The organism is Haloferax sp. s1 (assembly GCF_058382125.1).
Genome location: NZ_JBZRPK010000699.1, coordinates 1 through 17,365, shown reverse-complemented (window position 1 = coordinate 17,365; position 17,365 = coordinate 1). Strand labels below are relative to the sequence as shown.

At 57.2% G+C, this 17,365-nt stretch carries 20 protein-coding genes and 1 tRNA gene; 10 read left to right on the top strand and 11 right to left on the bottom strand.

What is annotated here, in order from left to right; translation table 11 throughout:
• Nucleotides 1–161: 161 nt before the first annotated feature.
• A complete protein-coding gene (locus QT222_RS18800; RefSeq protein ID WP_004056595.1) occupies nucleotides 162–398 on the bottom strand; it encodes a UPF0058 family protein in 237 nt (78 codons plus the stop codon).
• Nucleotides 399–649: 251 nt separating this feature from the next.
• Between QT222_RS18800 and QT222_RS18795 the strand changes: the two genes are divergently transcribed.
• Complete coding sequence (locus QT222_RS18795; protein WP_491478049.1) at nucleotides 650–1,057, top strand: translation initiation factor IF-2 subunit beta; 408 nt, start codon at nucleotides 650–652, stop codon at nucleotides 1,055–1,057.
• A gap of 43 nt (nucleotides 1,058–1,100) precedes the next feature.
• On the opposite strand, the gene QT222_RS18790 is transcribed toward QT222_RS18795, so the two are convergent.
• The 8 genes from QT222_RS18790 to QT222_RS18755 all read right to left on the bottom strand — a co-directional run bounded on the left by QT222_RS18790 (nucleotide 1,101) and on the right by QT222_RS18755 (nucleotide 5,526).
• Nucleotides 1,101–1,280, bottom strand: a complete 180-nt coding sequence (locus QT222_RS18790; RefSeq protein WP_004056599.1) for a DUF7836 family putative zinc-binding protein — start codon at nucleotides 1,278–1,280, stop codon at nucleotides 1,101–1,103.
• 90 nt (nucleotides 1,281–1,370) lie between these two features.
• Nucleotides 1,371–2,366 (bottom strand): transcription initiation factor IIB, encoded by a 996-nt coding sequence (locus tag QT222_RS18785; RefSeq protein ID WP_491478048.1) that lies wholly within the window; start codon nucleotides 2,364–2,366, stop codon nucleotides 1,371–1,373.
• Between the two features lie 223 nt (nucleotides 2,367–2,589).
• The gene (gene corA / locus QT222_RS18780; RefSeq protein ID WP_004056604.1) at nucleotides 2,590–3,573 is read right to left on the bottom strand and encodes a magnesium/cobalt transporter CorA; all 984 of its coding nucleotides are present in this window, start codon (nucleotides 3,571–3,573) and stop codon (nucleotides 2,590–2,592) included.
• Nucleotides 3,570–3,722 carry a hypothetical protein gene (locus QT222_RS18775; protein ID WP_004056606.1) on the bottom strand — a complete coding sequence of 51 codons (153 nt, stop codon included), beginning with the start codon at nucleotides 3,720–3,722 and terminating at the stop codon, nucleotides 3,570–3,572. Before QT222_RS18775 ends, corA begins: the two co-directional genes overlap by 4 nt.
• 42 nt (nucleotides 3,723–3,764) lie before the next feature.
• Nucleotides 3,765–4,415 (bottom strand): DUF6517 family protein, encoded by a 651-nt coding sequence (locus tag QT222_RS18770; protein ID WP_491478047.1) that lies wholly within the window; start codon nucleotides 4,413–4,415, stop codon nucleotides 3,765–3,767.
• 101 nt (nucleotides 4,416–4,516) lie between these two features.
• A complete protein-coding gene (locus tag QT222_RS18765; protein WP_004056610.1) occupies nucleotides 4,517–4,888 on the bottom strand; it encodes a hypothetical protein in 372 nt (123 codons plus the stop codon).
• 84 nt (nucleotides 4,889–4,972) lie between these two features.
• Complete coding sequence (locus QT222_RS18760; RefSeq protein ID WP_004056612.1) at nucleotides 4,973–5,395, bottom strand: DUF8009 family protein; 423 nt, start codon at nucleotides 5,393–5,395, stop codon at nucleotides 4,973–4,975.
• Complete coding sequence (locus QT222_RS18755) at nucleotides 5,392–5,526, bottom strand: rubrerythrin-like domain-containing protein (protein WP_137685672.1); 135 nt, start codon at nucleotides 5,524–5,526, stop codon at nucleotides 5,392–5,394. The genes QT222_RS18760 and QT222_RS18755 overlap by 4 nt, the downstream gene beginning before the upstream one ends.
• A gap of 108 nt (nucleotides 5,527–5,634) precedes the next feature.
• Between QT222_RS18755 and QT222_RS18750 the strand changes: the two genes are divergently transcribed.
• From QT222_RS18750 to QT222_RS18725, 6 genes are all read left to right on the top strand, one after another.
• Entirely contained in the window at nucleotides 5,635–6,474 is an 840-nt protein-coding gene (locus QT222_RS18750; RefSeq protein WP_004056615.1) for an NOP5/NOP56 family protein, read from the top strand.
• Entirely contained in the window at nucleotides 6,471–7,121 is a 651-nt protein-coding gene (locus tag QT222_RS18745; protein ID WP_004056617.1) for a fibrillarin-like rRNA/tRNA 2'-O-methyltransferase, read from the top strand. The genes QT222_RS18750 and QT222_RS18745 overlap by 4 nt, the downstream gene beginning before the upstream one ends.
• 136 nt (nucleotides 7,122–7,257) lie before the next feature.
• Nucleotides 7,258–8,334, top strand: coding sequence for a glutamate--cysteine ligase (locus tag QT222_RS18740; protein WP_491478046.1), 1,077 nt, complete (start codon nucleotides 7,258–7,260; stop codon nucleotides 8,332–8,334).
• A 91-nt stretch (nucleotides 8,335–8,425) separates the two neighbouring features.
• A complete protein-coding gene (locus tag QT222_RS18735) occupies nucleotides 8,426–8,887 on the top strand; it encodes a winged helix-turn-helix domain-containing protein (RefSeq protein ID WP_004056621.1) in 462 nt (153 codons plus the stop codon).
• 87 nt (nucleotides 8,888–8,974) lie between these two features.
• Nucleotides 8,975–9,478, top strand: a complete 504-nt coding sequence (locus tag QT222_RS18730) for a phosphopantetheine adenylyltransferase (RefSeq protein ID WP_004056622.1) — start codon at nucleotides 8,975–8,977, stop codon at nucleotides 9,476–9,478.
• Between the two features lie 29 nt (nucleotides 9,479–9,507).
• A complete protein-coding gene (locus tag QT222_RS18725) occupies nucleotides 9,508–9,717 on the top strand; it encodes a DUF8147 domain-containing protein (RefSeq protein ID WP_004056624.1) in 210 nt (69 codons plus the stop codon).
• 10 nt (nucleotides 9,718–9,727) lie between these two features.
• Here the strand turns inward: QT222_RS18725 and QT222_RS18720 are convergent, their stop codons facing one another.
• Nucleotides 9,728–10,036, bottom strand: coding sequence for a transcription initiation factor IIB family protein (locus QT222_RS18720; protein WP_004056626.1), 309 nt, complete (start codon nucleotides 10,034–10,036; stop codon nucleotides 9,728–9,730).
• A gap of 116 nt (nucleotides 10,037–10,152) precedes the next feature.
• On the opposite strand from QT222_RS18720, the gene QT222_RS18715 reads away from it, so the two are divergent.
• The 3 genes from QT222_RS18715 (at nucleotide 10,153) to QT222_RS18705 (ending at nucleotide 12,011) form a co-directional block, all read left to right on the top strand.
• A tRNA-Leu gene (locus QT222_RS18715) sits at nucleotides 10,153–10,235 on the top strand.
• A gap of 48 nt (nucleotides 10,236–10,283) precedes the next feature.
• Nucleotides 10,284–11,444, top strand: a complete 1,161-nt coding sequence (locus tag QT222_RS18710; protein WP_491478045.1) for a tyrosine-type recombinase/integrase — start codon at nucleotides 10,284–10,286, stop codon at nucleotides 11,442–11,444.
• A gap of 6 nt (nucleotides 11,445–11,450) precedes the next feature.
• Entirely contained in the window at nucleotides 11,451–12,011 is a 561-nt protein-coding gene (locus QT222_RS18705; RefSeq protein ID WP_491478044.1) for a hypothetical protein, read from the top strand.
• 1,299 nt (nucleotides 12,012–13,310) lie between these two features.
• On the opposite strand, the gene QT222_RS18700 is transcribed toward QT222_RS18705, so the two are convergent.
• Nucleotides 13,311–16,811 carry an Eco57I restriction-modification methylase domain-containing protein gene (locus QT222_RS18700; RefSeq protein WP_491478043.1) on the bottom strand — a complete coding sequence of 1,167 codons (3,501 nt, stop codon included), beginning with the start codon at nucleotides 16,809–16,811 and terminating at the stop codon, nucleotides 13,311–13,313.
• Nucleotides 16,812–17,365 lie beyond the last annotated feature (554 nt).

The following is a 17,365-nucleotide window of genomic DNA, read 5'->3' as shown; positions in this document are numbered from 1 at the left end:
TACTTCCCTAAACACTCGGACTGGCTAGCTTCTGAAACTCGCCCACCTGCATCTGCCGAAACCACACAGCCGTTGCTCGCGGGCGGCAGCGCGTCGAAGACGACGACGCAGTCGCTCTCTGTTTGTTACTTCGTGGAGGAGAACGCGTTTCTTGTCTCGATTCAGTCGGCTTGTGGAGCGATTGGTTCTGGTTCGGCTTCGCGCATCGCTCCGGTGATTCCTTTTGCCAATTTAAACACGGCTGCTTTGTGGTCCGTCTTAGATTTGTGGATAGATGTCGGTCGTACGCCGAGTTCGTTATACTCGGCAAGACTGAATTTCTCGTCTTCCCACGCCTCAATCTGGGTGTGCACTTCTGCGAGCAGGCCGTGCAGGTGGATGAGTTCCTGCTTCTTCATGAGCAAACACGGCTTGAGACCGGAGGGATATAGTATTATCTTGAGTCACGTTAGCACCCGTCCTGCTTAAACCGCCGATTATGGGTGTCTCACGGGAAATTTACTGTTTGAACTCTTTCAATTAGTTTTGTGTTTGCGGTCATCGGTGGAGAATCACGGGAGAATATCATGAGTCATTTATATAGCTATGTAGCGCGCGCACCGTCAGGTGGTCGTGAATATTTTAGGCGGTGCTGTGTGTACATTCGAGTATGGACTACGACGAGCAATTGGACCGGGCGCTTTCGGAGACGCCGGATGTCGCAGAAAGTGGCGACCGTTTTACCGTCCCCGACCCGACGGTCCGGCAGGAGGGCAGCGTCACGGTCTACGAGAACTTTGCGGAGACGTACGACCGACTCGCACGCGATGCAGACCACGTCGTGAAGTTCTTCCAGTCAGAACTGGGGACGAGCGCGCAGATTGACGACAAGGGGCGAGCACGGTTTACCGGCGAGTTTAGGCAGCGCCGAATCGCCGAGGCACTCGAAGACTATGTCGAGTCGTTCGTTCTGTGCAGTGAGTGCGGTTCGCCTGACACGCGTATCGTCACCGAACAGGGTGCCGACGTGTTGAAGTGTGACGCGTGCGGTGCGCTCTCTGCCATTCCTGATATCTGAAAATTCGACTTGTTTTCCTTACTGTCCCACGTACACTCTGGTTTTACTCGAACTGTTTGAGCGTCTGGAGGTCACGCTCCGTTCGCATGAATTCAGCAGTACGCCGCGTCACTCCGCATCCCTGACACGAGAAGTTGTCACGGTGAGCGGGGAGTTCGGTCGGATTCGTCTCCCAGTCCTTTCCACATTCGGGGCACAAGAGTCGGACGAACGCTTCAACCATACCCGGATATGCTCTGGGAGTGCGGATAAATCTTGTCACGGTTTCGCATAATTAAGAAAAAGCACGGGCCACCGAGCCCACCCAACCCACTTATCCGAGCAGGCTTCCGTCCTGTACTTCGAGAAGCTCCTTGTAGCGGTTTCGGATAGTCACTTCGGAGATGTCGGCGACTTTCGAGACCTCACTCTGGGTCACCTTCTCGTTGGTGAGCAAGGCGGCCGCGTAGACCGCGGCGGCGGCGAGACCGACCGGCGACTTACCGGAGTGGATACCCGTCTCTTTCGCGTCGCGGAGGAGCTGTCGTGTCTGCCGCTCCGCCTCGTCGGAGAGGTCGAGCTCGCTGGCGAACCGCGGGACGTACTGTTCGGGGTCTGCGGGCTTGATTTCGAGCTTCAGCTCGCGGACGATATAGCGGTACGTCCGGGTGAGTTCCATCTTATCGACGCGGGAGACTTTCTCCAGTTCGTCGGGCGAGCGAGGGGTGTCCGCCATGCGGGCGGCACCGTACAGCGCCGCGGTGGCAACGCCCTCGATGGAACGGCCGGGGAGCAGGTCGTCGTTGAGGGCACGGCGGTAGATGACCGATGCGGTCTCGCGGACGTTCTCCGGGAGACCGAGGGCCGAGGCCATGCGGTCGATTTCGCCGAGTGCCTGCTTGAGGTTCCGTTCCTTGGAGTCGCGAGTGCGGAAGCGCTCGTTCCAAGTACGGAGACGCTGCATCTGCTCGCGCTGGCGCGGCGAGAGGGACTTGCCGTAGGCGTCTTTGTTCTGCCAGCCGATGTTGGTCGAAAGCCCCTTGTCGTGCATCATCTTCGTGGTCGGCGCACCGACGCGAGACTTGCTGTCTCGCTCGGAGGCGTCGAATGCGCGCCACTCGGGACCGCGGTCGACGACAGTGTCCTCGACGACAAGACCACACTCTTGACAGACGGTTTCGCCGTGTTCGTCGTCTTGGACGAGATTGCCGCCACACTCAGGGCATACCTGTTCCTCTTCTTCCTGTCGCTCGTCTTGCTCGGACTCGCGGGAGGTTACGTCCCGGGCCTTTGCGTCGGTACTGTAGGTTCGGGTGGTAATATCGCTCATTGTGGGGTGGTAGGCGCTGATACGTCTCGGCCGGAAGGCCCTTAGAAGACGAAAGAATAATCCGGCTTGGACTGGCCTTACCAACAGTAAGTTCGAAACTCATATAAATGTTTCGACGATACCATGTGGACAAACCGCACGATGTCGTTGCTTTTCCGGTTTGACGAGGGCGAAAACAGGCCGTCCTACACAAAAATTCGGGTAGTAAATCTCTTTCGTCCAGTTAGAGCCAGTTCTCTATCTGAAAATAGACGAGTAAGATCGTCGAGACGAGAGCCATTCCGAGCATCGTGGCCACGTAGCCGTATTCCCAGCCGAGTTCGGGCATATTGAACGCTGACGCGGTGGGGTCGAAATTCATCCCGTAGATTCCGACCACGAGCGTGAGCGGGAGGATGATAGTTGCGACGACGGTGAGCGTCTTCATCACCTCGTTTGTGGACTGCGAAAGCGTATTTAGGTAGATATCTCGGGCCCCACGTGCGAGTTCGCGGTACGTCTCCGTGAGGTCGACTACTTCGACGAGGTGGTCGTATACGTCCCGGTAGTATTTCTCTGTCTCCTCGCGGACGTACTCCGGGTCGCCACGGGCGAGTACGCCTGCGGCTTCACGTGTGGGCCACACCGTTTTTCGAAACGAGAGTAGGTCACGTCTGACTGCATTCAACCCTTCGAGAACTTCTGGGTTTGCTCCCTCTAAGAGACTATCCTCGATGAGTTCGATTTCTTCTCCAACTTCATCCAATAGGTCGAAGTACTCGTCGACGGTCCGGTCGACGACGCGGTAGGCCACGAAGTCCGGTCCAAATCGGAGCATCCGACGTTTCTCTTGTTCGATGGCCTCCCACACTCTGTCAATGGGCGTTAACTCCTGACGTGTGAGGGTGACGAGCCAATCATCACCGAAACAGAGCCCGACGGGGTTCGTCTGAACCTCCTCTTCGAATATCTGCTCTCCTTTCCGAAGTATCGCCACTCGGACGATGACGAACGTGTACTCGTCGTATTCTTCGGTCTTGGGACGGGAGTCGTTCCGCACGTCTTCGACGGTTAGTGGGTGGATTCCGAACGTCTCCGCGACGCGCTCGAAATCGTCCGCTATAGTCGCTCGAACCCACGTCGTTCCCTCAGCGTTGCGCGCTGCGTTTAGCTCCGTCTCATCGTAGTTCGTCACCCCACCGTCATCGTAGACGAGTGCCGAAATCATGCGTCTCCTCCGATAGCCCACAGTGTGATTCCGACCATCATGGCTGTCACAGAGAATGCGCGACCTGGATACGCGAAGAACGTTCCCACACCGTAGCCGACCACGCCGAGTACTGTAACGCCGATACCTGCGGTCCGCACGCGAGTCATAGTGTACCGACCCGCGTCAACGAGAAAAAGGCTTGTCTGAGTTTATGCTTCGGACGGGTGTTCGACAGCGCGAATCAGTTCGAGGATATTCTTCTCCTCGCCGTCGAGTTGCTGTGGATACATGCCGATTGCCACGATGAAGTCCTCATTGTGGCGGACCTTAGTCACGTGGACGTACACATCGACGTCTTGCCCACCGAATTTCGCGGTGGCGCTGTACTTGGTTACGTTGGCCTGCTCACCGAGCATCTGTACATCCCGGGAACTCACCTGTTCGACATCCTTGAGTCCCTGATACTGGCTGTCGACGAGTCCGACCAGTTGGTCGTTAGAGTAGTCGCCGATTGGGTTCCGTGCCTTGCCAGCGACTTCCACGGCAGGCGTAGAGATGACGCTAAACATGCCGAGTTTGGCCTCGCCGAAGAAGCCGAGGTCGATGGACTTCTCGTACGTCGTCATGTGGTTACTGGCGGCGACCTGACGCTCTGCACCGGCGACGCTCAGCGTGCGATTCACCTGGAACGTCTGCGTCCCGTTCGTCGAATACCCGGCATTCGATGCGACTGTCGAATCGGTCGCGGCCGGTTCGGATTCAAACGTGAGCGACTCTTCGCCCGTCAAGAACCCGATACAGCCACTCATGACAATGAGCGCTGCGAGAGCGAGGGTCGCAACCGTACGTCTGGAAGTCATTGTTCCGGAGTTTCCGCTCACCGGGTATAAGTTCGGTGGCTACACAGGAGACAGCCCATTGTCAGTTGTTGGTCGGTTGCTGGCCCTGTTACGGTCGCTGATTACGCAACCAGTTCCCGCGACTCGTTTTCGCGGCGGATGACGCGTCTACTGTAGAGGTAGTACGCGGGGGCGACGAACGGCAGGGCGAACGCCGCGCCGAACCAGAGATGGCGCGAAAGCCCCCATTCGATACCCTGTCCGCGGAGCGAGTTGATATCGGCGCGGACGAGACCCGCGTAGAACACGTGGGTGACGAGATAGACGGCGAACGCCGGTTCCGGGCCGATGTAAAGCGAGACGACGGTGAATATGACGAGTCCAATAGCGTAAATAATAGGCAATACGCCTCGGTACCGGCCGCGAACCGGTCGCTGTTTCCCTTGGCGCTCGCGTTCGACCGCCCTGCCGCGACGGTACTCGTCGGTGCTCATGTCGCTAGGTGTATGCGACGCTGAAAAAATGGTTCGCTCCCAGCGATTGTCTCAGGCGAGAATTACCTGCGTTACGCTCGCGACTCATCCGAGATACTTCACCTCGACTTCGTGCGGACCATCCTCGGTCGGAATGTCGACCGAGTCGCGGAGATGCTCCCGAATCGACGTACGCCACTCCTGTACGGCTTCAGTGTGGCGCTCGTGGTGTTCGTCAATCTCGTAAGGGTCTGGTCGGGTCTCATCGACTTCCGGATAGGACGGAGCGCTGTCCGCCACGAACACGTGCGGGTCGAGGTGGAGTGGTGACGGGTCACCGTAGTCTGAGGACTCACCGCCGGTGAGGTGGATACGCGCTCGCATCCGCCCATAGAAGGGCGGTGTTACGCGGAGAACGACGGGTTGACTTCCTCGCCGGTTCGCTTCGAGGGCGGTCACGAGGTCGTCTGTCGTCACTGCAATCGAGCGAATGACGCTCGGGTCGGACGACCCGTGTGTCCCGTTCAATCTCCGGCCTGCCGGTGACCAGTCACCGACGCGGGTCGAAGTTCGCCGCTGCACTGTGGGCAGGTTGCACGGTACGATGCGGCGCTCACGGTCGTTTGACACTCACGACAGACGTACGATGCCCGTTCCATCGACCATTCGTACGCAACACGGTGTGTTAAAACTTACCACGGTACGTGGGGTATACCACTGCTCGTGGGTCCGTGTCCTTTTACCCGGATGGGGCGCAATCCGCCAGTATGACAGACGCATGGTTCGCCGGCGCGAACCCTGACAACCCCGAATCGGGGGCACAGCGCATCCGAGAGGGGCGCACCGATTCCCCCGAGGAATGGCCCGCTGAGGCCGTCGAAGACGGGTTCGCTGCCGACGAGACCGACTACTACGCCAAACTCCGTTCGGCGACGCTCGCTGCCGCCCGCGACGCAGTGGCCGAGCGCGAGCGCGCCGACGACGTGCAACTCGCCCACGCGGTGCGCGCGATGGACGACGCTGAACGAACTGCCAACGAACTCGCCGAACGCGTCGTCGAATGGGCGGGAACGCTCTACGAAAACGTCCCGCGCGGCCTCGACGGCGTCCGCGACATCGCCGAGCGCGACCCATCGACGGCGGCCGAAGAGCGCGTTGTCTCCTATGCGACCCGCGCCGTCGACCTCCTCGACGAACGTGACCAACTCCGTACGTTCATCGAAGAACGTGCACCCACGACCGCACCGAACCTCGCCGAGATGGCCGGTCCAGTTCTCGCGGCGCGTCTCATCTCGCTGGCTGGCGGCCTCGACAGCCTCGCCAAAGCGCCCAGCGGCACCGTGCAGGTGCTCGGTGCCGAAGACGCACTGTTTGCACACCTGAAGGGCCGAGCTACATCGCCCAAACACGGCGTCATCTTCACCCACGAGTACGTCCACGGGACGCGCCCACAGGACCGCGGGTCGGCCGCCCGCGCGTTCGCCGGAAAACTCTCCATTGCGGCCCGTATCGACCACTACTCAGGGGATTATCGTCCAGAGATTCACGACGAACTCGCCGAGCGCATGGCGACGATTCGCGCCCGCGACGAGGAGGATGACCAATGAGCGACGAGCAAGCTGAGGAGCTTCCGGCTGGCGTCGAGCGCCGGACCTTCGACGGCCGTGAACGACTCTCGACGCGGGGCGAACCGGTTTACGGCGAGCCGGTCGATTCCGACGGTTGGCGCGCGTGGGACGCCGGTCGGTCGAAACTCGGCGCGATGCTCGAACTCGACATGGACACGGGTCTCGTCGGCGGTGAGACGGTGCTCTATCTCGGTGCCGCGTCGGGGACGACGGTTTCGCACGTCGCCGACTTCGCCGGGCCGACGTACGCAGTCGAGTTCGCGCCTCGTCCGGTTCGCGACCTCGTCGGCGTCGCCGAAGACCGGGACAATCTCTTCCCGCTTCTCAAGGACGCGCGCGACCCGGAATCCTACGCACACGTCGTCGAATCCGGCATCGATTGCCTCGTCATGGACGTGGCGACCCGCGGACAGGCCACCGTCGCCGTCCGCAACCGTCAGTTCCTCGCTGACGACGGGCGGCTCTTGATGGCCGTCAAAGCCCGGAGTGAAGACGTGACCGCCGACCCTGACGACGTGTTCGACGACGTCCTCGACGAACTCGAATCAGCCTACGAAATCCTCGAAACCGGGCGCCTCGACCGATTCCACGCGGACCACCTCGGTATCGTTGCACGGCCGGAGTGAGGGAACTCATATTCTAGCCATTCCCGAGCGAGACCGGTTAGGTGGTGTTTAAGCCCGCTATTTGCAGGTCATAATCGTCTGACGCGTTCGCCGGGGTCCACGATGTTTTTAATTCGGGGCGTCTAACGGCGTTGCGATGGAACTAGGGTCGGCGGATGCCTTCGACCGGATGGGTACGCTCGGCGTCGAAGAGGAGTTCTACATCGTCGATGCCGACGGTCGTCCCACGTCTGGCATCGACGACTTGGTTTACGGACCGGAACCCCCGGAACTGCTCTCAGGGCGACTCGACCACGAACTGTTCGAGTTCACTATCGAGACACAGACGCCTCTTATCGAGGACCTTTCTGAGGTTGCTGACGCCGTTACATCGGTTCGTGAGGCGCTCGTCGACCACGCGTCGAACCACGGGTACCGCATCGCTGCGGCCGGGCTTCATCCCGTGGCGAAGTGGCGCGAACTCGACCACGCGACAAAACCCCGGTATCAGGCGCAACTCGACCGAATTCAGTATCCACAGCACCGAAACACGACCGCCGGGCTTCACGTCCACGTCGGCATCGACGATGCGGACAAAGCCGTCTGGATTGCGAACGAACTCCGGTGGTATCTCGCACCGCTGCTTGCGCTTTCTGCTAACTCTCCGTTCTGGAACGGCTTCGATACGGGACTCGCATCTGCGCGCGCCAAAATTTTCGAGAACCTTCCGAACACCGGGATGCCGACCGCCTTCGACGATTTCGACGACTACCAGCAGTTCGAACGCCGGATGGTCGAACACGGGTCGATAGACGACCGTGGAGAACTCTGGTACGACGTGCGCCCTCACACGGGCCACGGAACGGTCGAGATTCGAACCCCGGACGCTCAGACCGACCCCGACCGAGTGGTCGACTTCGTCGAGTACGTCTACACACTCGTTTTGAACCTCGCCGACCGGTACGAGTCGGGAGAATCGAGGACAGACGTTCGACGGGAGATACTCGACGAGAACAAGTGGAGAGCAACCCGCCACGGCCGAGATGCGAGCTTTATCACCCCTAACTCCGAGGGCGTTGTCAGCCTCGAATCGTTTGTCGAGACGGAGTCCGACCGGCTTGATATAAACGGCCTTCGCTCCCTCTTCGCTGCCGAATCGGGAGCGAATATCCAGCGACGTATCCACGAGGAATCCGGAACCGACGCGCTCTGTGAGTACCTCACACTCGACTGATACGCCGATTTTCGGGGCTGTCTCCCCGGACTATCGCGCCCGACAGGAAACATTTTTTAGGACCTGAGTTTTGACCTTCTCCGTAGAACAAATGACTGCGGATCAGACTACCAAGGGGAGTGCGGATTCGACAGCGGAAGAACATACGGGACCTGCGGACTGTGCAATCTCCGAGTTCGATGATGGACTGGTTGATCTGCTCGCGTGGATTCTCGACACCGAGACACGAGCGCGTATCTACGTGTATCTCCGTCAGCACCCTCACTCGACGAGCGAAGAGGTCGCGGCGGGAACCGGTCTCTACCCGAGTACCGTACGCGAGGCCCTCGCCGAACTCACTGAAGACGAGACTGTCGAGCGTCGCAAGCGAAAGAGTTCCGGCGCGGGCAACAACCCTTACGAGTACGTCGCCATCGCGCCGAGCGACCTCGTCAAGGGCGTCTCCGGACAGGTCCAAGAACAGTTGAACGCCGTGTTCAATCTCGACCGACACCTCGGCACCGACGGTTCGGACGAGACCGAGCCGGTCACTATCACTGTCCGAGAGGAGTGAGAACCGACCTGCAGTCACTCGTTCGTTCGACGATTGTCGCTCCGCTAACCCGACCCGCTTAAGTCGTGGGGCACCCACCCCGAGAGTATGCACGTCGCGCTGGGCGGGACGTTCGACCCTGTCCACGATGGACACCTCGCACTCTTCGAACGAGCGTTCGAATTGGGTGACGTCACAGTCGGACTTACGAGCGACGAACTCGCACCACAGACCCGTCACGTCGACCGCTATGTTCGTCCCTTCGAGACACGAAAAACCAGCCTCGAAACAGAGCTTCGACCGTTGGCCGACGAGTACGACCGTGAGTTCGAGGTCCGTACACTGGAAGAACCGACCGGCATCGCAACCGAACCGGGATTCGACGCGCTCATCGTCTCACCCGAGACGAAGACGGGTGGCGAGCGGGTTAACCAGATCCGCGAGGAAAAGGGACTGAAGCCCCTCCAAATCGAGGTTGTCGAGCACGTTCCGGCCGAAGACGGCGACAGGATTTCGTCGACTCGCATCGTCATGGGCGAGATTGACCGTCACGGAAACCTCACGCCGAAGCGGGACGGTCGCGGTCGGAAGCCGCCGACAGGCGACGAATAGTTTTCTGGTTCTCGGATGTAGTGTCGTCTATGCGTCATCCGCTGTTCGCGAGCTTCGTCGTTGGCACCACCACCGCGTTTCTCGTCGGTATCGCCGTCACCGAGGTCGTCGCTCGGTGGATTTTCTTCTCTCTTTTCGTCGGTATTCCGGCGGGTATCGTCGCCGGTATCGTCGCTATCGCGGCAACTTACGCCGCGTTGACCCGTCGGTACGGGCCGACAGGGGAGTCCGCTGAGTGACGGTCGACGTTCACCAACTCGGCGGGCGGAATCCGGCCTCGCGGAGCAGGTCTTTCCACCGCTGTTGGATGCTGAGCCGCGATACGTCCATCGTTTCGGCGACGGCGGTCTGCGAGCGTTCTTCGCCCGCGATAAGCGCGCCAGCGTAGAGACTCGCTGCTGCGACGGCCTTTTTGGAGCGGTCTTCGTCCGGGAGCTGCGTGAGAAACATATCCGAGGCGTACGAGCGGGCCTCGCTTCCGAGTTCGAGACTGTCGGCGGCGGCGTCGATGCTCGCCAACCACTCTTCGTTGTCTCGTTGGTCTCGGGCGCTGTACATGACTGTCGTTCTCACTCCCGGCACATAATCTCCGCGGCGGAACCGGTCGATGTTCCTCGTGACGTTTATATGATGTTGCGGGAAATGTGCGGGTGAAGGGTGCGTTACCCTATCGAGCGCGGGTAGCCAAGTGGCCAAAGGCGCAGCGCTTAGGACGCTGTGGTGTAGACCTTCGCAGGTTCGAACCCTGTCCCGCGCATACGACGGCTCCGCAGTCGTTCGATTTTCGCTTCGGCAGGAAACCAACATGGAAGACCTGCCAATCATGCTCTCGCGCTGTAGCGTATTCACCAACGGGGAGTTAGATACGGAACGACCCATCCCGGTAGTCCCAAAATCGCACGACGGCGTACTGAACGAGAAGCAACTCGTAGACTACAAAGACCGGCGAGTCCGGTTCCTGTCATGGCTGTTGAAGGTTGGGAAGCACCCCGAGAAGGCCGAAGGGTACTCGCCGTACACCGTTTACTCGACGGCGTACCGGACCGCGCGCTTCGACCTGTGGCTCTGGGAGCAGAAGAACGAGTACACGTACCCGCCTCAGTCCGATGACGCCGCCGCCTACATGGACTGGTTGGCGTTCTCCGATAAGAGCCAAGTGACGAAGGGGAAGGCGCAGGAAGGTCTCCAACACCTTTCGAAGTGGCTCCACCACGAGTACGGGTACGACGAGTGGGAGTTCGAGTACTCTTTCGACGGCTCTGGTGGCAACCACCAGCCGCAAGACTTTCTCACGCGCGAAGAACGCCGTGCCATCCGACAGGCGGCACTCAACGAGGGGAACATCCCTGCCTACGGCTCTCTCACCGCAGAGGAGCGGAACGGATGGAAACTCTACATCTCGAACGCCCTCGGGAAGGCGTACGAGGATGTCACCCGCGAGGACTGGGACGAAGTGAACGGGTGGGAAGTCACTTCGCTCGTTTGGACCAGTCTCGACGCCGGTCTTCGCCCCAACGAGGTCCGAAACGCCCGAACAGAGTGGGTTGACACGAAAAACGGTATCCTCCGAATCCCGAAAGACGAGTCCTCGAAGAACGAGGGTAACTGGGCTGTCAGCCTCACGGAGCGAACCGCAACGTCGCTGTCTCGCTGGTTGGAGGAACGGGAGCAGTATGAGCGGTACAAGGGAACTGACGCACTCTGGCTGACGAGCCACGGGAACCCTCACGGCTCAGGAAGCCTTCGGAGGCTACTGCATCGACTCTGTGACCAAGCCGGTATCGAGACGGCGAACCGGAAGATGTCGTGGTACACAATTCGGCACTCTGTGGGGACGTACATGACCAAGGAACGGGACCTCGCCGCGGCGAAGGCCCAACTTCGCCACAAGAACCCCATGACGACGATGAAGTACGACCAAGTACCCGTAGAAGACCGTCGGGATGCTCTCGACAGGATGGGGTAAAATCCGATGACTTCGCCGACGAAACCCCACCGAAACGCGGAGAAGGTCGTCAAGTGTCCCGTGGAGGGTTGTGAGGCTGAGAAGTTGAGTCGCGGGATGCATCTCCACGTGCTTCGGAGTGTTGGAGACGGGCACGGACCACAGGGAGAAATCCCCGCGCATCTCGACTTCGAAAATCTGGAGGAGGTCGGAACACGAGAGGTCAAAGTCAATTACCCAGAGGAGCGGAAGACCGAGTCGGTCGCTCGGCTCTGTCCGTACTGTGGGAAACCGTTCAAAGGGAAGCACGGAGTGTTAATCCATCTCGGACAGATTGAGGGTCGGAAAAATCACCCCGTCAACGCCTCCGAGGTACACGAGCCAGACGACTTCCCCGTGGTTGAACTCGATGAGGCCGAGAACGTCGTCGCCGTTGTTGAGGGTCGGATGCCGTCTTCGGCGGGGAACTGGCCCTACGAGGAGAGCATCCCAGTCGAACGAGTGTACCACCTCATCGCGGAGTTGCTGGCGGAGGGCCACCCCGAGATGGCGGCGAGAGCGCGAAGTCAACTGCTCGCCATTGAGTGACTGAGAACTCGTTCTGAAACGACGGACAGGAGCATCGATTTTCACGCTCCAGTCCTCCGTTTGCCCTACCGGAACGGCGGGACACAACCGAGGGTCAAACAGCCCTCGGCTTAGATGTCTCGTCGTTCTCGATAAATTCGAGCAACAATTCATTGCCTACCTCCCTTCACTCGATTATGACTGACCCATGCAACTTCTCTCAAAACCCTTCTATTTTCACAGTTAGCACGTGGTCGCGCTTACTATCATACACGGATTCGGGCGTTCGTTGGTGCAGCAACCAAGTGCAGAAACGCGACCGATGAACTGAGGCCCTGAAGCGGCGAGCCGAGAGACACTCCTTAATTGTTAATTTTCAACCCATTACAGAAAAAGTTTGGTATTTGTAATATTGTGTATTCTGTGGCTCTCACAATCATTCGGCTGTCTCAAAGAACCACCGACGCTCTGTTCGGGCACAAGAGCGATTCTTTTTCAAAATATGATGGGAGACATTCAAAGTTTGTTGAAACCGATTCTGGGGCTCGTCAGAGGCCATAAAATAGATTCTGGTTGTATGAGGCTTCCGCTATCTGTGCTATCTCAATCAGTCATCTCGGCTTGAGAGCCGCACTCGTTGTAGAAACAGGCTCCAAAGACGTTCATAGAAGGCGGCGTCATCGGATAGAAACACAGCAGAGAGAACGGAATATTGGAGGGTAGCCACTCGTTCATCGGATGGTTACTCAAAGGGAGGACTATAGGAGGGTTTCTAAAAACGGGGTTTAGTACCGTGTTTCTATCCGATGAGGTCGCTGTTAGAGTACGTTAGTGTAAACACGTCATCTAAACACGAGACTCAAACAACAGGGGGATACCCTACTGTGTTACTACTGTGGGGATGTATGCGACACACTTGACACACCGTCTGTGGCACAGAAACCAAACAATTGAATTGGACGAGCGTCTTTCTTTTGTTAAAATAAGAATACATTTGTGGTTTTCATATTTGGGGTCGCACGTTACATTTCGTGAGATTTAGCCGCGGTTATGATGCCACCTTCCATGGAGAGGGGAATTCCGCCTCTGAAAAAGGAACAAAATTGTGTTAGCCGACTTCCCTGTACTGTCCTACTCCCCCCGAACTCAGTACTAACTATGGCAGGCTTTCTCCGACCTCATCGGATGACAGCAAGAGGCTAAAGGAGAGGTACAACATGGACCTGCCACCGGGGACGGCATTTCGACCCTTGGTACCAACAGAACTATCGGTCTACCGAGCCCCGTGAAGGTCTCGAAAAAGTCGGTGTTGTCGTCTTCTCACCAGACCTCCAAGAAGTCGTCCACGACTTCAACTTCGTTGTCGTCAAGGCCGTACACGTCTCGGAGAATCAGGTCGTCGAGTTCGTCTTGCAGTTGCTCGACTTCTTGTTCCAGTTCTTCTATGCGGGCCTCATCGGACTGATACTTGTCCATCAGAGCGACCACGTCCTCACCCACAGGGGTCGCTAAATTGAGTAATTCGGTGCGACCGAGACGCTTATCCTGCGCTTTGAGGAGCATGAAGACGAAGTCTCGAATCTGCTCATTTCCAAAGTCCATAGTGTGCCCCCGTTTCATCACGACTTGGTAGACCTTCTCTGAACTCACCACCATCTTGTCATTGGTCCGAATTGGGCCTTGCCGATAGTCGTCGTCGTCGAGGTTGATTGAATCAGCAAGGTCAAGAACCGTTGAATCTACCTCGCTTTCCGAAAGGTAATTTGTAATTTTTGACGTCTTAACCTCTAACTCAGTTATCTGTTCAGAGGTGTTGCGTATCTGTCTTGCAACCTGCGCGATTTTACTCTTTTCCTCACAATCGGTTTCAACCGGTAGTGGCTGGAGGAAGGTCTGTCCATAGGAGTAGTGTTTGTCCCCGAAGATGAAACTGATGTGTTTATGATAGAACTCGGTCAATTTTGAGTTCATCTGTCCACCGAAATAGAAGACGTCCTCCTCGTTGCGTGTCATCTCCTCTTTAAGATGGATACCGTACCCACCGGCAGTACCACCACCTACGAAGTAATACAGCCCTTCAGTATCCGGAACGAAAGACGGTTGGGTTCGCAATACACCGACCATCATTTTGTCCCGTTCAAATTTCTCGATGTTTTGTTTACGGCTGAAGCCCCACCAATGCTCTTTATTTTTCCATTTTCCGCCTTCTCTACTTTTCAGAGCAGTTTCGTGAGCTTGGAAAAAGTCCCACGTTTTTGGGTACTCTGTTTGTAACTCGTCTTCGGTAAACACTCGTGCGCTACCTTTGGTAACTTTGTATGGGAAGATTACCCAACGACCACTCCAATCGGTCTTCCATCGGTCGATTTCTTTACCCTTCAGCAACCGGCGTAGGAGTTTCTTTTCTACTGGGTACGGTTTGTCGCTTTCTGGTGGATTGAACTGGACTGTCCCATCCTCGTTGTCTCCGACAATTTCGCCGACGAACAATTTGTCACGTCCGGTAATAATCCCCTGAAAGACTTCGTCAGTCACGTTCTCAAGACGAGAGTCACACCGACTTTCAATTTTGTCGAAGACTTCTCGCTCATCGTCCGGCATCGGCTTCCAGATAGCCGGGGTACCTTCGTTGTCCTTTGCTAACTGGTCCTGCGAGTACTCGAATAATTCGTATCCTTCAGCATCTTTCGGCGTCCTCCACCCGTCAAGATGCCTGATTTCATCCAAGACTCCATCGTTCTTCTCAGCAAATCGCGCACATCGAACGTTGTTGCCTTCAACTACCTGTTCCCGGTCAAGAGTGAAGACGCAGGGATAGGGCGTTGGCACGTCAAACACATCTGCTTCCTTGAAATCAATCAGGCTGGTAATCGGCTCTTCGACTAACTGGTCTCGAATCGCCTTGGCGTAGTCTGCCATTACCAGCCGGTCAGGGCAGATGTACGCCAGTTTCCCGTCGTCAGTTAACCAATCCACTCCACGCTCGATGAACGGCACGTAGATGTCGAAATTCTTGATTGCGCTAGCGTAATGAGAGGAGTAGATGTCTTTCATCCCGCTGAGGTTCTGGATACGAACGTATGGCGGGTTGGCTACAACAACGTCGAACTCCACGTCGTCCTTGATTCGGTCTACGGCATTTCTGTCTTCGATGAAGGACTTTGCCCGTCCGTTGTAGCCAGCGAACTGTTCGAGTCCAGACTGCATCGTCTCCGCATCCGACCCTCCCGATTTTTGCTCTCGCAGAGTCGGTGTGAGCGTGTCTGCGACGTGGACCTCGAAGCCGTCCATCGTGTAGTATGGGTCTTTCTCCGTGACCTTGTCGTAGAGGTCGATAGTGCGGAACAGGAGGTTAATTTGCGTGATATGGGCCGCGAAGGGGTTGATGTCGATGCCGTAGACGTTCTCTTCCACTCGTTCGAGAATCGTGCGGGCCTCATCGGCGTTCAACGCATGGATACTGTTCTTGTTGAACTTCCGGAGGAAGTGCTGGATGAGGCGCTCTGTGACTTCGGTGAGGAAGGTCCCACTCCCACAGGCAGGGTCGAGGACCTTTTTTCGCCCGATACCCTCGTTCGGACGGTAGTCCACAGAGTCGAGCATGAACTGGACGACTTCGAGTGGCGTGTAGTATTCACCCAGTTCTTTACGCTCCTTCTTTGGGAGGTAGTCCTCGTAGACGTGGCCGAGGATGTCGCGGTTGACGTATCCAAAGTTGAAACGGTTGAGCCGCTTGAGGACCTTACTCAACGAGTAGTTGAGGTCGTCTTCGAGGTCGCGCTGTTTCCGCCGCTCCGTTTTCGAGAACTGACCACGCTTGTCCTTGGCGACCCACCACCAGTCGAAGATGCCGAGTTCGTAGAGGTCGGGGTAGTGGTCGTCGATGCGGTCGTAGGTGTCCATGAGCGCTTCGAGGTACGGGCGGTCCTCATCGCGTTCCAGTTCGTCGGCCATCCCTCGGGAGGAGAGCCGCGTGTGACCGACAATTTCCTTGTCCTCGGCGATACGGGCGAACAGCGCCCGGTTCAGGATGATGTATGCAGTCTCCCGGCAGAACGCTTCTTTTGCGTTCTTGCTCCGACCCGTGTATTCGCGCCACTCCTTCCAATCGGGGAACGTAGAATCCAAGAAGTCTTTGGGATAGGAGCCTTCGTCGCGTTCTCGGTAATCATCGAAGAACACCTTGAGAACGTCAGTGAGTTCGTCGAGCGAGTTCTTGACGGCCTCCAAGAACAGTTCGTACCCTTCGTCGTCGGTCCCCGGTTGGTACTGGACAGGAACTTCCTGATACGTCTCACGGAAGTACTCGGCATCGCCGAAATCTACGTACCGACTGCGATGGAGGTATTCGAGTTCACCAAGCGCATTTTGTTGGTCTTCGGAGAGATTCTCGAAGTTCGTCTTGGCTACTGCATCAACGTTGAACCCGTCGATGCCACTAATCTCTCTATTTTCAGATTCGTACTCGTAGAGCCGGAACTCGTGCCCGTTAGTGAGAATCCCGTATCTCGCACTCCCGACCCCGTTCATGTAGGTTTCTAACTGTTCAACGTCATCGAGGTCGAGGTCGTGCGAGGGGCGCTTGGTTTCACAGACGATGACCGGGAACGGCGGTTCGCTGTCGTCGTAGAACAGCAGGTCCTTCCGGTCGTCCTCGAAGTTGACGTGGCCTTCGCCCTCTGTTCGGGACCAGTTGAGCGCGTCGGTGAACAGATGGTCTACCAGAGAATACCGAAAGTCGAACTCACTCCCTTCTTGACGTATCTCGTCATGGATAGACGAAATCGCGTCATGGAGTTCGCGTAGGGGCGCATCGGACATGGACTGCGATTCTGTTCAACATGACATAAAGTTTCATCCATGGTTGGATTCGTCCTTAAAACCAGACAAAATCGGTCCCAAAATTGTGCGCCGATTTACCAATTAGCGCGCTTGCATTGCCGACTCGTGTGCTAACCCCTCCCCCCATCTCAGCGCCCTTCTCTCTGCTGGCGTCTCGACTCCCCCCTCATCGGATTTCATCTCTGAAGTGTCGGCCAATCCGCGCGCCAATTAACGCCCATGAATTTCCAACGGTGGGAGTCAGTTCCCCGTAAGGTAACTACCCAGAGGGTGTCCCCTCGGGGGGTAACTCATTCTAAACCGTAGAGCAGGAACCCGATGACCCCGCTGTTTGTAGGAACGCCTTACTATGCTCTTCGCTTGAACTGTATCACGGGAAGGGTACAGAGACGATTTGCAGAGGTCGTTCTCAAAGAATTGAAGTCCAGCATCAAGCCCTCCGACAATGAACTGAGAGCATGAAACTGACCCCGAGGGAAGTCGCGTTCCTACTGGACGAGATGCGAAACATCGAGGACGACGAGACCCGCTAC

Bases quoted from the DNA above. Each gene is read 5' to 3' on its own strand.
- QT222_RS18800 (WP_004056595.1), bottom strand. From the start codon at position 398: ATGAAGAAGCAGGAACTCATCCACCTGCACGGCCTGCTCGCAGAAGTG.
- QT222_RS18795 (WP_491478049.1), top strand. From the start codon at position 650: ATGGACTACGACGAGCAATTGGACCGGGCGCTTTCGGAGACGCCGGAT.
- QT222_RS18790 (WP_004056599.1), bottom strand. From the start codon at position 1,280: ATGGTTGAAGCGTTCGTCCGACTCTTGTGCCCCGAATGTGGAAAGGAC.
- QT222_RS18785 (WP_491478048.1), bottom strand. From the start codon at position 2,366: ATGAGCGATATTACCACCCGAACCTACAGTACCGACGCAAAGGCCCGG.
- corA (WP_004056604.1), bottom strand. From the start codon at position 3,573: ATGATTTCGGCACTCGTCTACGATGACGGTGGGGTGACGAACTACGAT.
- QT222_RS18775 (WP_004056606.1), bottom strand. From the start codon at position 3,722: ATGACTCGCGTGCGGACCGCAGGTATCGGCGTTACAGTACTCGGCGTG.
- QT222_RS18770 (WP_491478047.1), bottom strand. From the start codon at position 4,415: ATGACTTCCAGACGTACGGTTGCGACCCTCGCTCTCGCAGCGCTCATT.
- QT222_RS18765 (WP_004056610.1), bottom strand. From the start codon at position 4,888: ATGAGCACCGACGAGTACCGTCGCGGCAGGGCGGTCGAACGCGAGCGC.
- QT222_RS18755 (WP_137685672.1), bottom strand. From the start codon at position 5,526: ATGGAACGGGCATCGTACGTCTGTCGTGAGTGTCAAACGACCGTGAGC.
- QT222_RS18750 (WP_004056615.1), top strand. From the start codon at position 5,635: ATGACAGACGCATGGTTCGCCGGCGCGAACCCTGACAACCCCGAATCG.
- QT222_RS18745 (WP_004056617.1), top strand. From the start codon at position 6,471: ATGAGCGACGAGCAAGCTGAGGAGCTTCCGGCTGGCGTCGAGCGCCGG.
- QT222_RS18740 (WP_491478046.1), top strand. From the start codon at position 7,258: ATGGAACTAGGGTCGGCGGATGCCTTCGACCGGATGGGTACGCTCGGC.
- QT222_RS18735 (WP_004056621.1), top strand. From the start codon at position 8,426: ATGACTGCGGATCAGACTACCAAGGGGAGTGCGGATTCGACAGCGGAA.
- QT222_RS18730 (WP_004056622.1), top strand. From the start codon at position 8,975: ATGCACGTCGCGCTGGGCGGGACGTTCGACCCTGTCCACGATGGACAC.
- QT222_RS18725 (WP_004056624.1), top strand. From the start codon at position 9,508: ATGCGTCATCCGCTGTTCGCGAGCTTCGTCGTTGGCACCACCACCGCG.
- QT222_RS18720 (WP_004056626.1), bottom strand. From the start codon at position 10,036: ATGTACAGCGCCCGAGACCAACGAGACAACGAAGAGTGGTTGGCGAGC.
- QT222_RS18710 (WP_491478045.1), top strand. From the start codon at position 10,284: ATGGAAGACCTGCCAATCATGCTCTCGCGCTGTAGCGTATTCACCAAC.
- QT222_RS18705 (WP_491478044.1), top strand. From the start codon at position 11,451: ATGACTTCGCCGACGAAACCCCACCGAAACGCGGAGAAGGTCGTCAAG.
- QT222_RS18700 (WP_491478043.1), bottom strand. From the start codon at position 16,811: ATGTCCGATGCGCCCCTACGCGAACTCCATGACGCGATTTCGTCTATC.